Source organism: Candidatus Campylobacter infans, assembly GCF_013416015.1.
Lineage (GTDB): Bacteria > Campylobacterota > Campylobacteria > Campylobacterales > Campylobacteraceae > Campylobacter > Campylobacter infans.
This window is the reverse complement of record NZ_CP049075.1, coordinates 528,751-543,982: the sequence shown is the minus strand read 5'-3', so window position 1 is coordinate 543,982 and position 15,232 is coordinate 528,751. Positions and strand designations below refer to the sequence as shown.

The window sequence follows — 15,232 nt, the reverse complement described above, 5'->3', positions numbered from 1 at the left end:
TATCTTAAAAATAGCTGAAATTTTAATAAAGCAAAATTTTAAACAAATTCTAATTCAAAGTCCGCAATTATGCGCATTAGCTTTAAATTTTAAAATTTAAAGATAGCAAAACTCCACGATTTCGCCCGCTTTTAAATCTTTTTTGGCTCTAAATAACACCGCGTTGTGATTTAAATTTGTGCTTACTGCGCTACTTGCTTTTTTCTTATTTTGCGTATTTAGCGTAATTTTGGCTTGATCAAATTCTAAATTTGCTGCTACAAATTCTTCAAGTTCGCTGCGCTTTTTATAATCATTTTGTAAAATTGCCTTATGCCAAAACTTTATATCCTCACCCATAATTTTTGCTACAAAAGGCCTAAAATACAGCATCGCCGTAACCATAGCCGACTGCGAAAAACCAGGCAAAGCAAAAATAAACTTTTCATTCATCTTAGCTATTTTGATATGGCGACCAGGCTTGATGGCTGCTTTATCTACGATTATTTTGGCATTTTGGCGCACAAAATCTCGCATAAAATCAAAATCCCCCACACTAACCCCGCCACTACTAAGCAAAATATCACAAGTTTGCAATGCCCAATGGACCGCATTTTCAAGCTCTTTTTTATCATCATTTACAAGAGGCATTATCAAGCTTTGGCAGCCACAGCTTTTTACTATGCTATCAAGTGCTATGGTATTTGAGCTATAAATTTGTGCCATATTATTTTTATGCGCGCCAAGATCTACAAGCTCGCTACCAGTTGCTAAAATCGCTACCTTTGGCATAGCTAGCACATTTACAAAATGCTCGCCAAGCTCAGCTAGCACGGCAAGTTCGCTAAATTTTAACCTAACACCAGCTTTAAATAAAAGCTCGCCCCTAAAATAACTCTCGCCAATCCCACGCACAGCAAAACCAGCGCCCACAGGCTCATTAACCACGATATATTCATCATTTGCGCTTACATTTTCTATGGGAATTAGCGTGTTTGCGCTTTGAGGCATTAATGAGCCAGTAAAAATTTTAGCGCAGGTTTTAGGGCTAATTTTAGCACTTGGTAGCTTGCCGGCTGGAATTTTATCGATTATTTTTAATTTAGCGCCATTTTCTAAATCCTGGCTAAGGCAAGCATAGCCGTCCATTGCCGCCATAGGCTCGCTTGGATAATCGCTTTTGGCATAAATTTCATCGCCCAAAACTCGCCCCAGCGCATTATCAAGCCCTACTCTTTGCTTTAATCTAAACGCACTGGCATTTTCAAGCAAGGCATTTAAACTCTCATCATAACTTTGCATTTTTATCCTTATTAAAATTTTAAATTTTAACGCACCCTAGCAGGATTGCCAAAGGCTCTAACCTTGCTTGGCAAATCTTTTACCACAACGCTACCAGCGCCGATATATGCGTCATCGCCGATGTTTAAATTTTGAATTACGCATGATCCTATGCCTAGCCATACGCGCGCGCCGATTTTGCTTGCGCCTGCAATTTTTACCCCAGGGCAAATATGCGCAAATGCGCCTATTTGGCATTCGTGCTCTATTATGGAGGCTGAGTTTATAATCACTCCATCAGCGATAAAAGCATTTGCATTTATTACACAATTTGGCATTACACTAACGCCTAAGCCTATCTTGGCTGAGCTTGAAATAACCGCACTTTTATGGATCAAACTAACCACATTAAAGCCTGCTTTTTGAACCTTATTAAATAATTCTTGTCTTATTTTTGCATCGCCTATACTAATGAATATATCGTGCTTTTCAAGCTTTTCATCAAATTTTAAAATTTGCTTATCTTTAAGATATTTAAAATCATCTAAAAATATGATTTTATCATACCCACAAGCTCTTGCAATATCAGCACACACCAAACCATGCCCGCTAGCTCCGTATAAATAAATTATTTTCATTTTTTATCCAAAGAAATTTTAATTATTGCCATTAAATTTTTGTGTTGTTTGCATACCATCTTGATTTATGCCTTCTTTTTTTAGCACTTTTTGAATCGTTAAAAATGCGATTTTTACATCAAGCAAAAAGCTTAGGTGCTGGGCGTAATAGCTATCAAACTCTAATTTTTTATCCCAGCTGATATTGTTTCTGCCACTAACTTGTGCTAGGCCTGTTATGCCTGGACGCACGCTATGGCGGAGCTTTTGGCGTTTGTTATAAAGGCTTAGATATTCTATTAAAAGTGGCCTAGGACCTATAAAACTCATATCGCCCCTTAATACATTAAAAAGCTGTGGAAGCTCGTCTATGCTGGTGCTTCTTAGCATTTTGCCAAAATTATTTAAGCGCGCCTCATCGCTTAAAAGCTCGCCATTTTTATCTTTTTCATCGCTCATCGTGCGAAATTTATAAATTTTAAAAATTTTTTCATCCAAACCAGGGCGCATTTGCGTAAAAATCACCGGCGCCCCAAGATGTTTTTTAACCGCAAAATACGCCCATATCATCACAGGCGCAAAAATAATTAGAAGCAAAAATGCCCCACAAAAATCAAAAATTCTTTTAAAAGCCAATTTATACATCAAAAAACTCGCCATAAACTTGTAAATATTTTTGCGTGATAATTGGCTGATCGTAGTTTTGAAGGACTAGTTTTCTAGCATTTGCGCCAAAAATTGCTGTTTTTTGCTCATCATCAAGTAAAATTTCAATCTTTCTAGCTAAATCCGCGCTATCTTTTAAAGCGCATAAAAGCCCCGTGTGAGCGTCTATTACGGATTCATTACAACCTGGCGCATCAGTGCTAATACAAGCTAGTCCCATGCTCATAGCCTCTAAAATCGTGCGCGCAAAACCCTCACGATAACTTGGCAAAACATAAATATAACAAGCCCTTAAAAGCCCCGCTACTTCATCGCTCCACGCGATATGCTCTACATTTTCATTAGTATCTAAAAAGGCATTATTTAAGCTATTTTTATTACCTTTATCTTCGCTACCTACAAAGACAAATTGCACATCATCGCGCGCTTTTAATAAATTAGCTGCTTCATAAAACTCACGCACGCCCTTATCTTTTAACGCCCTAGCCATCATTAGCACGATTTTCTTACCACTAAATTTTGCTAGAAGTTTGCTTGGTTTAGAAATTTTAGGATCAAAAAAACTAGCATCAACGCCCACGCTTTTAATTTTACGAATTTTTTCTGTTTGGATTAGATTTTTGGTAGCAAAATATTTAGCATCTGCGTCATTTACAAAAATGCATGCGCTCGCATTTTTTAGTGTGTTTTTATAAAGCGTTTCAATGCCAAAACGCAAAATTTTAGCACCCAAGCTAGTGCTTGTGTAAGCACTGCCAAGTCCTTCAACCAAGGCAAATGCGTGCTTTATACCTAGCATTTTGGCTGCGTTTAGCCCAAAAATATTGCTTTTGTGTGCTGAGCATTGAAGCACATCAAGGTGTAATGGTGCTAAAACCTTTGCTAAATTAAGCCCATCGCGCCCCACACGCAAAGGATTCGTGCTAGCACGGTTAATGTCATAATGAACGCACTCAAACTCTTTTATAATGCGCTTTGTATAAGATCCATTTGGCGCGATGGCATAAACCTTATGCCCGCGTTTTTTTAATGCGCGCATAATAGGCAAGCGAAAATGAAAAATGCTCATATCGCTATGTGAGAGAAAACCAATTAACAAAACTATCCTTAAATTTTAAAATTTTAAGCATTTACCCATTTTTGCCAAGCCTCTAAATCTACTTGATTTGCTAATTTTTCATATAAACCATAATAATACAACACAAAATTTTTTAGCTCTTCATCTTTTGGCAAATAAACCTCTCCATCAAAACTAACAAAACGGGCTAAAAATTCGCTAGCATCGCGCTTTTGTATATAATGCTGGCATAGATCTTGATAATTTTCCAAGCTGGCTTGCTTAAAACGCTTATAAGCATTCAAGCTAAAATCAATGCTCAATTTTTCATCATTAAAGCTAAGTACCTTAGAATCAAAAAGCAAGCTTAAATGAATCAAGCCCTCACAATAATAAGCGCACAATTCATCGATTTTTTGCCATGCGATTAGGCTAACTGCTCGCCTTAAAACCTCAGCAAAAACCGGCAAGCAAAACGCGTCTATTTCGTGTAAAAAGAAATTAACAAGCCCGCCTGTTGTGGCTTTGTATTCTTCAATAAACTTAAATTCCCCGCCAGCATTCATCGCATTTTCCGTATCAGAGCCAATAAATAAAATATGCCCAAACTCATGCCCTATTGTAGAAATTTCATAAACTTTTTTCCAAATATGTGGCTTTTTAAATAAAATTTCTCTTTCATAATCTAAAAATTTTTCATCGAAAATTTCGCTTGAAAGCTTACTAAAAGGCCTAGCTTTTGTGCTTGCGTGTATAAAATCTACAAAAGCAAAAATTTTCTTGCCGTATTTTTTGCTTACTATTTCATCATTTGGAACCACTTGCGCTGAAAATAAACCATTAAAATCAGCCCCATAATAAAATAAAGGATTACAAATATAAAGCTGAGTTTTATCGATATTTGAATGCACAAGAAGGCGCATTTGTTGTAAGCTTTCATCCAAATTTTGAGTTGCGGAGTTTAAAATTTGCTCAAAAGTATCTTTAATATTTGATTTTAACAGGCCTTGGTCTATTTGATAATCGCTATCTTTTAAGCGCACATCCCATTCAAGCGCAACTGAGTGCGTGTAGGCATCTTCGTAGTATTCTAGCAAATGGCCAATTTGAATATCGCCTTTACAATCCATCCACGCGCGCTCAGCTTCTTGCCACGCATAAATTACTTTTTTATTTTCGCACTCGCAAAAAGCGTCTTTTAAGGCTTTTATGTATTTTGTGTAGGCGCGATCTTGCTCGTTTTGCTCGCAATTTTTTAGCTCTTTAATGCAATCTTCAAAGCATTCATTTAAAATTTTAAACTCTTTTTTAAAAGCCAAAGCATAAGGCAAAATTTCCATATCATCAATGCTAAAAACCCCATAAATACGATCGGCGCGAGTTTTGTCGGCATTTTTTTGATAAAGTTTATTTTTACTTATAAACTCTAAGGCCTTTTTTTTGCTGCTAAAATTTTTTTTAAAATATTTTTGATTTTGATCTATTACTAATTCTTGCCATTTTATTTGTATTTTGCTCAATTCGATACCGATTTTATGAACCCCGCGCAGTAATTCATAGGTGTAATTTCTTAATAAACCTAAATTTTTTGCGCGCGCTAGGATATTTTTAAACTCATTTATATAAAACTCGCTCACAAACTCATACATTCTAGCTTTTATTTGACGCTGTTTTTTAGGGCTAAAATTAAGAGCGCGCATTTGGTTGCTAATGCCTTCTTCTTTTAAATCCACAATGCGTTTAAGCACCGCCATACGCGCACTTTTGCTATCTTTAAACTCACAAATTTTAAGTGCTTTTTTTACTAGCTTAGAGCAATCATCTAAATAAAGCTCATTTAGCTCGACCCTATGGTGCTTTAAAAGAATATTCAAAGCTCTAAAATTATCCATTTTATTCTCCATAATTTTAGGCGTGATTTTAGCAAAAAAATTACGCTATTTATGCTAAAATTATGTATTCTTTTGTAATTTTAATATAAGGATAAAAATGAAAAATATGAGCGAGCCAAGGATTAAAGTAGTTGCGATGCCTAGCGATACAAACGCATCTGGCAATATTTTTGGTGGCTGGATTTTATCGCAAATCGATTTAGCAGGCGCCATAGCTGCGCGCGAACTAGCCCCAAAACGCGTAGTAACAATCTCTATGAAAGAAGTAATTTTTAAAAATCCTGTTTTTGTGGGCGATATAATAAGTTGCTATGCAAAGGTGCAAAAAGTAGGCAAAACTTCAATTGAAGTAGAGGTTAAAGTTATTGCTGAGCGCGTTGGAGAGCATGGCGGGTTTGTTTGTTTGCCAGTTACTAGCGCGCATGTAGCTTATGTAAGTGTCGATGAAAATGGGCAAAAAAAACCAATCGAAGCCGAAACCAAGCGCATTTACGGGTTTTAAATTTTAAAATTTTATTTTTATAAATTAAGATTAAAATTTTAATTTTTATATTTTATGAATAACTTTTAATTTTTTTGTGAGTAAATTTTAATTTTTAAAATAAACTTAAATTTTAAAATTTTATTTAAATAATTTTAAAATTTGCCTGCGATAATCAAGCAAGCAAGTCAAAAGCAAAACTTGCTTGCATAAATCGCATAAAATTATTTATAATTTTGAATAGCTTTTTGTAAAATTTCTTCTGCTTTTTTAGCGTCTTCAAAACCTTTTACCTTAACCCATTTGCCAGGTTCTAGTAATTTATAGGTTTCAAAAAAGTTTTTAATGCGTTCTTGTGTGATTTTAGGCAAATCTGTAAAAGACTTGATATTATCGTATTTTGGGTCGATTTTGCTAACTGGCACGGCTAGCAATTTTTCGTCCATACCAGCCTCATCTTCCATAACTAGCACACCAATCAAACGACAAGCTATCACACTTCCAGCTTGCAAGGCATAATCATTTAGCACCAAAATATCGGCTGGATCGCCATCATCAGCTAAGGTATTTGGCACAAAGCCGTAATTAGCTGGATAAAATACCGCCGAATACAACACGCGATCAACCACCACAGCGCCACTATCTTTATCTATTTCATATTTGATATTTGAGCCATAAGGTATTTCAATTACAGCATTTAATTTATCAGGGTTTAGGCCGGTTTTGATTTTTGAAATATCCATTTTTACGCCTTTGTTTTTGGTTTTAGGTATTTTTTATTTTTTTGCTCTTGCTTTTTGGCTTTATCAACTTCATTCATTTTTAAGAATTTATAAATCACATAATCGCTTATATTTTTTGCATTTGCGCCTAAACCTCTTTGGCTTCTAAAATCATAATGTAAATTATAAGCTTCAAAATTAGCTAAAAGAATGCCTTTTGAATTATATACAAATGATTTTGTCGTGCTTTCTGCCATATTATCATTTTGTATGACAGAGCATTTTATTAGTAAATCATCTTTGCCAAAATAACCTCTTTTATTTAATTCTTCGTTAATTTGTGTCTCTAAATATTTCTCATCATCGCTTTGGCCACAAATCGCATAAGCCTTGGTGCCTCGTTCAAGCTTATTAATATCTACTCTTTGAACCCAATTTTTATCCGAACAAGCAGTTAAACCAAAAAGCACAACCACAGCTAAAATTAGCTTTTTCATATTTTCTCCTTTGATTACGCTTTTAGCGTATTTAATAAATTTGCTAGATTACTTACTATTTCATCTATGCCAGCTTCGCCACTAATTGTATGAAGCAGGCCTTGACGCTCGTAAAATGCGCGTATTTCATTGATTGGGCGAAGATAAACTTGCATTCTGTTATCAAAAACTTCATCATTATCATCAGCTCCGCGCGCGCGCCCTAGCACACGCGTTCTTGCTGTTTGTTCGCTTACTTCTACTTCTACCACGCCTTTAAGCTTTATATCGCGCTGAGATCTTAGCACATCATCAAGGGCGGTCATTTGCTCTACGCTTCTTGGATAGCCGTCTATTAAAATCAAATCCTTAGAGCTTGCTTTAATAGCTGAAACTATCGTATTTACCACGATATCAAGTGGGACTAAATTGCCCTTGCTAATAAATCCATCTATGGTTTTGCCAAGTTCGCTAGCACTTGCTACCTCAGCACGCAATAAATCACCAGTGCTATAATGGGCAAAACTCTCATCATTTTTAGCGATTAAGCTAGCATCTGTCGTCTTGCCACTGCCTGGCGCACCGATGATTAAAAACAATTGTTTCATTAAGATCCTTTGTTTAGAAATTTTAAATTAAAATTTTAAAATTTAGCCAAAAAGCATTAAAATTATTTTTCTCTTAGCTTTATGCCAAGTTCGCGCATTTGTTCGTTACTAACCGCACTTGGCGCCTTTGTCATCAAGCAAGTTGCTCTTTGGGTTTTAGGAAAGGCGATTACATCGCGTATGCTTTCGCTTTTAGTTACTAGCATCATAAGCCTATCAAATCCTATGGCTATACCACCATGTGGTGGCGCGCCAAAGCTAAGCGCATCAAGCAAAAAGCCAAATTTTTCTCTTTGCTCTTCTTGGCTGATTTTTAATAATTTAAACACTTTTTGCTGAATATCATCTTTATGTATGCGAATGCTACCACCGCCAAGCTCAACGCCATTTAACACCACATCATAAGCTATGCTTGTAATATCTTCTAAATCCGGCTCGTCTGGGTTATTTGGCATAGTAAAAGGATGATGCATTGCTGAATAACTGCCATCATCATTTTGCTCAAACATAGGAAAATCCACCACCCATAAAAACTCTAATTTATCTTTATCAATAAGATTTAATTCATTAGCTAAAAATAATCTAAATCTGCCCATATAATCAAACACGGTTTTTTTATCGCCCACGCCAAAAAATACCACATCGCCAGTTTCTAACCCGCAAATTTCACGCAATCTAACAAGCGAATCTGAATCAAAAAATTTATTAAGCGGACCTTTTAGCGCATTTTCATCTACGCCATCGCCCTTAACTTGCAAAAACGCAAGCCCCTTAGCACCAAATTTTCGCACAAACTCTTCAAATCTTTGCATTTGACGCTTGCTAAATATATTATCGCCACCTTTTACTACTATCGCCTTGGCGCGATTTTTCTTTCTAGCTTTTTCATCTTTTAGCGGATCGCTAAATATCGCATTATTTGATTTTACAAAAATTTCAGCCACATCGATTAAAGGCATATCAAAGCGTAAATCAGGCTTATCGCTACCGTATTTTTCCATGGCTTCATTATAAGGCATTATGGCAAATGGGGTTTTTATCTCGTGTCCGCAAGCCTTAAAGATATCTTTGAGCACGGCTTCGCCGACTTTCATCACATCTTTTTGTTCGCAAAAGCTCATTTCAATGTCAATTTGGGTAAATTCAGGCTGGCGATCAGCGCGTAAATCTTCATCGCGAAAACACCTAGCAATTTGAAAATATTTATCAAAGCCAGCACACATTAAAAGCTGTTTAAAAAGCTGTGGGCTTTGTGGCAAGGCATAAAAACTACCATTATGAACGCGACTTGGCACCAAATAATCTCTTGCGCCCTCAGGTGTTGCGCGCGTTAAAACCGGGGTTTCAACCTCTAAAAATCCTAAACTATCAAGCGCATTTCTAGCAGCTATTGCGGCCTTTGAGCGTAAGGCAAACTTATCAAATGCCCCAGCGCGTCTTAAATCCAAAAAACGATATTTTAGCCTAGTTTCTTCACCTACGCTCTCATCGCCTATTACAAAAGGCAAAGGCGCAGCAGCATTTTCTATAATTAACTGGCTTACAACCACTTCGATTTTGCCAGTTTTTAGCTTAGGATTTATCATATCCTCGCTTCTTGCGCGCACCTTGCCACGCGCTCTTAGCACAAACTCATCTCTTACTTTTGAAGCAATTTCATGCGCATTTTGACTATCGCTTGGGTCGCATACTAATTGAATAATCCCGCTACGATCGCGCAAATCTATAAAGATAACCCCGCCATGATCTCGGTAGCTATTAGCCCAGCCTACCAACTCCACATCAGCACCGATGTTGCTTTGATCTATATCAGTACAATATCCGCTTCGCATTTTTGTCCTTTGAAAAAAAGCGCAATTATAACCTTTTTAGCTTAATTCTATATTTATAAGCCAAATTTTATTAAGTTTTATTTCAAATTATATTTAAAATTTATTTTTTCAAATTTTATAAATATTCATTTAAGCCTAACTTTGCTACAATCAGCGATTATTTTAAGGATAGTTTGTGATTATAGATACGCATTGTCATCTTGATGATATTAGCTTTGATGCTGATTTGAGCGCGGTTTTAGAGCGTGCTAAGGCAAATAATATCGACAAAATCATCATCCCAGGCGCAAATATAAATGATTTAGCAAAAGCACAAAAAATTGCTAATAAGTATGAAAACATCTATTTTGGCGCAGGCGTGCATCCTTATCATGCCGATGACATTGATGAAAACACCTTAGAAAAATATTTAAAAGATAAAAAATGCGTAGCCGTTGGTGAATGCGGATTGGATTATTTTCGCTTGCCAAAAGAAAACACGCAAGATTACAAGGCCACGCAAAAGGCGGTATTTTTGACGCAAATTCAATTAGCAATCAAAACAAAAAAACCACTAATAGTTCATGTAAGAGATGCAAATGAGGATTGCTTTAATATGATTAAGGCAAATTTTAATGAATTAGTGGGCGGAGTTTTTCATTGCTATAATGCAAGTCCTATTTTTTTGGATTTGAGTTCTAAATTTTATTTTGGCATAGGCGGGGTTTTAACCTTTAAAAATGCTAAAAATTTAGTAGAAATTTTACCAAAAATCCCAAAAGAGCGTTTGCTTTTAGAAACAGACGCTCCATATCTTGCCCCAGTTCCAAAACGCGGCGAGCGCAATGAGCCAGCATTTACTAGCTTTGTAGCTGCTAAAATGAGTGAAATTTTAAATCTTAGCCTAGAAGAAGTTGAAAATTTAAGCACACAAAACGCACTAAGACTTTTTGCTTTATGAAAGGATAAAAAATGAAATTTTTTAAACTAATTTTATCAATATTTTTTGCCCATAATATAGCCTTTGCTTATTTTAACGAGCATATTGATTACGCAAAAGATATAAATATCTTAAAAAATTTAGATATCGACCCGCATTACATCAAAGATCCAGATTTTTTAAAATTAAAAGAAAAACAAGGCATAGAATACAAAAAGCATCTAATGCGCGCTATTAAAGAGCAATACGCCAATATAGTTTTAGTCCAAGAAGCACTAAAAGATGAAGAAATCCCTGATGAAATGCTGTATTTAGCAGTAGTTGAAAGTGGGCTAAGAAATAAAGCCACCTCACGCCAAGGCGCAGCAGGCGTTTGGCAGCTAATCCCCCGCACAGCCAAAACCATGGGCTTAAAAGTCCAAGGCAACATCGATGAACGCCGAGATCCAGTAGCTAGCACCAAAGCAGCCGCTAAATACCTAAAAATGCTAAATGAAAAATTTGGTAAATGGTATTTGGCGATATTAGCCTATAACTGCGGCGAGGGCGCGCTTAGAAGGGCTATTACAAGAGCTGGTAGCGATGATTTGCGCGTGTTATTAAATGCCCAAAAAAGATATTTAAGCAAAGAAACTAGAAATTTTGTGCGCAAAATCATCATCACAGCACAAATTGCCGAGGATTTAAACCAAGTAGTAAGCTCAGGCTATGGATTATTTAATAACCCAAACATCTCAAATGACGCATTAAAAAACGAAGCCATTAAAAACGCCACGCATTTGGCACTAAAAGGCCTAAGAAGCTACAAAGTAAGAAAAGGCGATACTTTAATGGATATTTCACGCAAATTTCGCACCTCTATAAAAGCATTAATGATCGCAAATGATATGCAAAATACATCATTAACCACAGGAGTAAATCTTGTTATTCCAAAAAAATAAAATCCATCAAATTTTAATATTTGCCTTACTTAGCGGATTTTTGCTAGCAGGATGTGGCTCGGCGCAATTACCAAGATATGATGCTTGGGAGTTTAAAAACGCGCCAAGCTCAGGGGATTTTAAAAGCAAGCCAAGCACAAGCCCCGCTAGCCAAAAAGCCACTATGCGCCCATACACAATAAACGGCAAAACCTACTATCCAACCACAGTAAATATAGGCGACCAAGCAACGGGCATAGCTAGCTGGTATGGGCCAAATTTTCACGGTAAAAAAACTAGCAATGGCGAAATTTACAATATGCATGCGATGACAGCAGCGCACAAAACCTTGCCGATGAATACCATAATAAAAGTTACAAACCTACGAAATAATCGCACCACGCAAGTTCGCATAAATGATCGTGGGCCTTTTGTTGCGGGGCGAATAATTGATTTAAGCAAAAGCGCAGCAAATAAAATCGATATGCTAAGTAGTGGCACAGCCCCTGTAAGGCTCGAAGTAGTGGGCTTTTATGGCGATTATAGCGGGCATAATACTAGCGCTTATGGAAAAAGCAATGGGGGCGCTCACACAAATCCTAACACAAACTCAAAATTTGATGATTTTGGCGGAGTGGGCGTAATAAGCACAGCAGGGGTAAGTGGCGGTACTTTTATGATCCAAATAGGCGCATTTAAAAATCCAGCCGGAGCTAAAACCTACCAGCAAAAATACAATGGCCACGGTGGTTATAAAACAATAATCAAAAGCTACACAGATGATGAAAATAACCTACATCGCGTATTTTTAACAGGATTTAGAAGCCAAGCAGAAGCAAAGGATTTTATAAAAGCTAATGCGGATTTAAGCGGAGCATTTATAGTAAGAGAATAATTTAGCTAGTAGCACTTAAAATTTTAATTCAAAAGAGAAAAAATGATAACACTAACTAGAAGCACAAACGAAACCGATATAAAATTAAGCCTAAACATAAACGGCAAGGGCGAATGCGATATAAATACCGGCATAGGATTTTTTGATCATATGCTACACGCGCTTTGTAAGCACGCTTATTTTGATATCACTTTAACTTGTAAGGGCGATTTAGAAGTTGATGGGCATCATAGTGTAGAAGATTGCGCGATTGTGCTTGGAATGGCGCTAAATCAAGCAATCTACCCACTTAAAAACGCAGAACGCTTTGGCGATGGCATAGCTGTGATGGATGAAGCAGCTGTTCAATGCGCGCTTGATCTATCAAATCGCGCCTTTTTGGTTTTTGATGTGCCAATGAAAGATAAGATTGGAAATTTTGATAGTGAGTTGGTTGAAGAGTTTATGCGCGCGTTTTGCTTTAATGCAAAAATCAGCTTACATATCCGTAAAATTTCAGGCACAAACGCTCACCACATAGCAGAAGCTTGCTTTAAAGCCCTTGCCATCGCACTTCGCCGTGCATTACGCCAAAATGAACGAGCCTTAATCCCAAGCACAAAAGGCGTATTGTGATTAAGATTATTTTTTTAGATATTGATGGGTGCATGAGCGATGGCGCTATTTATAAAGGCAATGCAAATGAAGAGCTTAAACGCTTTGATGTAAAAGATGGCTTTTTGCTACAACAATGCAATAATCTAGGCTACATCAGCGCCGTAATCACAGGCAAAACCTCACAAATAGTAGCCAATCGATGCATGGAATTAAATATAAAATATTGCTTTCAAGGCGTTAGCGATAAGCTAAAAATAGCAAAAGAAATTTTAAAAAAAGAAAATTTAAGCTTTCAAAATGCTGCTGCCATAGGCGATGATTTAAACGATATAAAGCTTTTAAAAGCCGTGAAAATGAGCTTTGCGCCAAAAGATGCCATAAAAGAAACCAAAAAATGCGCAAATATCATTCTAAGCAAAAAAGGCGGGCATGGCGCAATTCGCCAAATGTTAAAGCTAATTATGCAAAAAAACGGAGATTATCAAAGCTTTTTAGCCAAATTTTTATAAGATGAGTATTAGAATTTTTTATTTTTTTATAACGCTTTTTAGCGTTAGCGTGGTTTTTAGTATGCTTGATAATCCTTTTGAGATTGATATAGATAAAAATAATATCAGCATAGCAAATATGCAAGCAAATAATGTTCAAATCATAGAATTAAACACCAGCAAAACCTACGCTAAATACGGCGCACAAAATATCACGCGCTACAAAGAGCAAGATATAGCAAGTAAGTTTTGGGCCTTATATGCGCCAGATAGCGAGCTACACGAGCTTAGCGCAGATCAAGCAAGCCTAGAAGGCAATATCACACACCTCCAAGGCAATGCCAAATACCAAAACAAAACTAGCGGTTTAAAATACAGCTCAAATAGCCTAATTTTCGATAAAGAAAGTAAAATTTTAACCGCACCAGAACCCTTTGATATAGAGCAAAACACTAGCAAAATGCACGCAAGTAGCGGCAAATATAATCTAACAACTAAGAAAATGCACGCAAATGGCGTGCAAGGATGGACACAAAAATGAAATTTCTTTTATTTATTGGCTTGCTTTTTATAGGGCTTTTTGCCGAGCAAGTCCAAATCACAGCAGATAGCTTTGATGGCGATGAAAACGCGCTTATAGCAAACCTTAATGGCAATGTAACCATAAAAAATGGCAAACACGACACCCTTCAAGCAAACAAAGCAAAAATACTTTTTGATAAAAACAAAAAACCTATCAAATACACAGCCAGTGGCAATGCGCGCTTTAAAGCAGAGCTTAAAGGCAAGCGTTATGATGGCAGTAGCAATGAGATTAGCTACGAGCCAGCATCGCAAATCTACATTCTAAGTGGCAAAGCGTATTTACACGAAATAGACACAGATAAAAAGCTTTACGGCAATAAAATCACCATCAATCAAAAAAAAGGCACTTACAGCGTTGATGGCGATGGTGCGCCTATAAAATTTATTTTTGATATGCAAGATAAAAAATGAACCCTACGCAAAATTTAGCCAGCAATCACACTCAAAATAATGAAAATTTTAAAATTTTAAATCAAGCACGCATTATAGATGCGTGCTTTTTAGCATCAAGCCCTGATCTTAAAACTTGCGATGATTACGCTCTTAGTGAGCTAGCATTCCTAGGGCGTTCAAATGTCGGCAAAAGCTCGCTAATCAATGCTTTATGCCAAAAAAACTCCCTAGCAAAATCAAGCAGCACGCCTGGCAAAACCAGGCTGATAAATTTTTTTAAAGTGCGTTTTGGCAGGGAATTTCAAGGCTCTAAGGTAAATGGCGAGGCGGTTTTTGTGGATTTGCCAGGTTTTGGTTATGCTAAGGTTAGCAAGGCTATGCAAGCACAATGGCAACGCAATTTAAGTGAGTTTTTAAAATCGCGCATAAATATCCGCGCTTTTTTGCATTTAATTGATAGCAGGCATTTTAATCTTGCTAGCGATGATGAACTGGGCGAGTTTTTAGTCTCTTTTGTGCGCGCAGATCAGCGCATTTTACGCATTTACACAAAGGCCGATAAACTAAACCAAAGCGAGCGCGCCAAATTAAAAGCGCACGATAAAAACGCTATTTTAATCTCAACCCTTAAAAAAACCGGCATTGCCGAACTAACAAATATCCTTTATGAAACGCTTTATAAATAAATAATTAATCACAAATTTTAATTTATAAAGTCATTTTTTGCTTAGTCTTAAATTTTGCTAAATTTCAAGTAAAACTTAAAATATTTTTATAATATTTAAAAATTATTTTTTAAATATTAAGTAAAAATGTTAAAATTT

General features: G+C 36.4%; 18 protein-coding genes. 9 read left to right on the top strand and 9 right to left on the bottom strand.

From position 1 onward, the window contains the following. Positions 1 to 96: 96 nt before the first annotated feature. Genes CINF_RS02860 through ciaB form a run of 5 tightly spaced genes read right to left on the bottom strand, consistent with a single transcriptional unit; the run spans position 97 to position 5,492 of the window. On the bottom strand, positions 97 to 1,281 hold the full coding sequence (locus tag CINF_RS02860; protein ID WP_179975669.1) for a molybdopterin molybdotransferase MoeA: 1,185 nt from the start codon (positions 1,279 to 1,281) through the stop codon (positions 97 to 99). A gap of 26 nt (positions 1,282 to 1,307) precedes the next feature. Further along, positions 1,308 to 1,898: an acetyltransferase gene (locus CINF_RS02855; protein WP_179975668.1), complete on the bottom strand. Its 591-nt coding sequence runs from the start codon at positions 1,896 to 1,898 to the stop codon at positions 1,308 to 1,310. Between the two features lie 18 nt (positions 1,899 to 1,916). Then, positions 1,917 to 2,522, bottom strand: a complete 606-nt coding sequence (locus CINF_RS02850; RefSeq protein WP_179975667.1) for a sugar transferase — start codon at positions 2,520 to 2,522, stop codon at positions 1,917 to 1,919. Then, on the bottom strand, positions 2,515 to 3,642 hold the full coding sequence (locus CINF_RS02845) for a glycosyltransferase family 4 protein (RefSeq protein ID WP_179975666.1): 1,128 nt from the start codon (positions 3,640 to 3,642) through the stop codon (positions 2,515 to 2,517). The genes CINF_RS02850 and CINF_RS02845 overlap by 8 nt, the downstream gene beginning before the upstream one ends. A gap of 23 nt (positions 3,643 to 3,665) precedes the next feature. Continuing rightward, a complete protein-coding gene (gene ciaB, locus CINF_RS02840; protein ID WP_179975665.1) occupies positions 3,666 to 5,492 on the bottom strand; it encodes an invasion protein CiaB in 1,827 nt (608 codons plus the stop codon). Positions 5,493 to 5,589: 97 nt separating this feature from the next. On the opposite strand from ciaB, the gene CINF_RS02835 reads away from it, so the two are divergent. Then, on the top strand, positions 5,590 to 5,994 hold the full coding sequence (locus CINF_RS02835) for an acyl-CoA thioesterase (RefSeq protein ID WP_178696731.1): 405 nt from the start codon (positions 5,590 to 5,592) through the stop codon (positions 5,992 to 5,994). 203 nt (positions 5,995 to 6,197) lie between these two features. Here CINF_RS02835 and ppa read toward each other — a convergent pair whose 3' ends face one another. The 4 genes from ppa to aspS form a co-directional block, all read right to left on the bottom strand. Further along, positions 6,198 to 6,716 (bottom strand): inorganic diphosphatase, encoded by a 519-nt coding sequence (ppa, locus tag CINF_RS02830; protein ID WP_178696732.1) that lies wholly within the window; start codon positions 6,714 to 6,716, stop codon positions 6,198 to 6,200. Positions 6,717 to 6,718: 2 nt separating this feature from the next. Next, on the bottom strand, positions 6,719 to 7,192 hold the full coding sequence (locus tag CINF_RS02825; RefSeq protein ID WP_179975664.1) for a hypothetical protein: 474 nt from the start codon (positions 7,190 to 7,192) through the stop codon (positions 6,719 to 6,721). Positions 7,193 to 7,206: 14 nt separating this feature from the next. Next, positions 7,207 to 7,779, bottom strand: coding sequence for an adenylate kinase (locus CINF_RS02820; protein ID WP_179975663.1), 573 nt, complete (start codon positions 7,777 to 7,779; stop codon positions 7,207 to 7,209). Between the two features lie 62 nt (positions 7,780 to 7,841). Continuing rightward, positions 7,842 to 9,611, bottom strand: coding sequence for an aspartate--tRNA ligase (gene aspS, locus CINF_RS02815; protein WP_179975662.1), 1,770 nt, complete (start codon positions 9,609 to 9,611; stop codon positions 7,842 to 7,844). Between the two features lie 175 nt (positions 9,612 to 9,786). Between aspS and CINF_RS02810 the strand changes: the two genes are divergently transcribed. From CINF_RS02810 to yihA, 8 genes are read left to right on the top strand one after another with little or no spacing between them, the layout of a single operon-like run. Further along, entirely contained in the window at positions 9,787 to 10,551 is a 765-nt protein-coding gene (locus CINF_RS02810; protein ID WP_178696736.1) for a TatD family hydrolase, read from the top strand. A gap of 11 nt (positions 10,552 to 10,562) precedes the next feature. Then, on the top strand, positions 10,563 to 11,471 hold the full coding sequence (locus CINF_RS02805; protein ID WP_178696737.1) for a LysM peptidoglycan-binding domain-containing protein: 909 nt from the start codon (positions 10,563 to 10,565) through the stop codon (positions 11,469 to 11,471). Then, entirely contained in the window at positions 11,452 to 12,345 is an 894-nt protein-coding gene (locus CINF_RS02800) for a septal ring lytic transglycosylase RlpA family protein (RefSeq protein ID WP_240156151.1), read from the top strand. Before CINF_RS02805 ends, CINF_RS02800 begins: the two co-directional genes overlap by 20 nt. A 42-nt stretch (positions 12,346 to 12,387) precedes the next feature. After that, a complete protein-coding gene (hisB, locus tag CINF_RS02795) occupies positions 12,388 to 12,960 on the top strand; it encodes an imidazoleglycerol-phosphate dehydratase HisB (protein WP_179975661.1) in 573 nt (190 codons plus the stop codon). Next, on the top strand, positions 12,957 to 13,451 hold the full coding sequence (locus tag CINF_RS02790; protein ID WP_179975660.1) for a KdsC family phosphatase: 495 nt from the start codon (positions 12,957 to 12,959) through the stop codon (positions 13,449 to 13,451). The genes hisB and CINF_RS02790 overlap by 4 nt, the downstream gene beginning before the upstream one ends. Position 13,452: 1 nt before the next feature. Beyond that, positions 13,453 to 13,971 (top strand): LPS export ABC transporter periplasmic protein LptC, encoded by a 519-nt coding sequence (lptC, locus tag CINF_RS02785; protein ID WP_178696740.1) that lies wholly within the window; start codon positions 13,453 to 13,455, stop codon positions 13,969 to 13,971. After that, positions 13,968 to 14,426, top strand: coding sequence for an LptA/OstA family protein (locus CINF_RS02780; RefSeq protein ID WP_240156150.1), 459 nt, complete (start codon positions 13,968 to 13,970; stop codon positions 14,424 to 14,426). The genes lptC and CINF_RS02780 overlap by 4 nt, the downstream gene beginning before the upstream one ends. Then, positions 14,423 to 15,094, top strand: coding sequence for a ribosome biogenesis GTP-binding protein YihA/YsxC (gene yihA / locus CINF_RS02775; protein ID WP_179975658.1), 672 nt, complete (start codon positions 14,423 to 14,425; stop codon positions 15,092 to 15,094). The genes CINF_RS02780 and yihA overlap by 4 nt, the downstream gene beginning before the upstream one ends. Positions 15,095 to 15,232 lie beyond the last annotated feature (138 nt).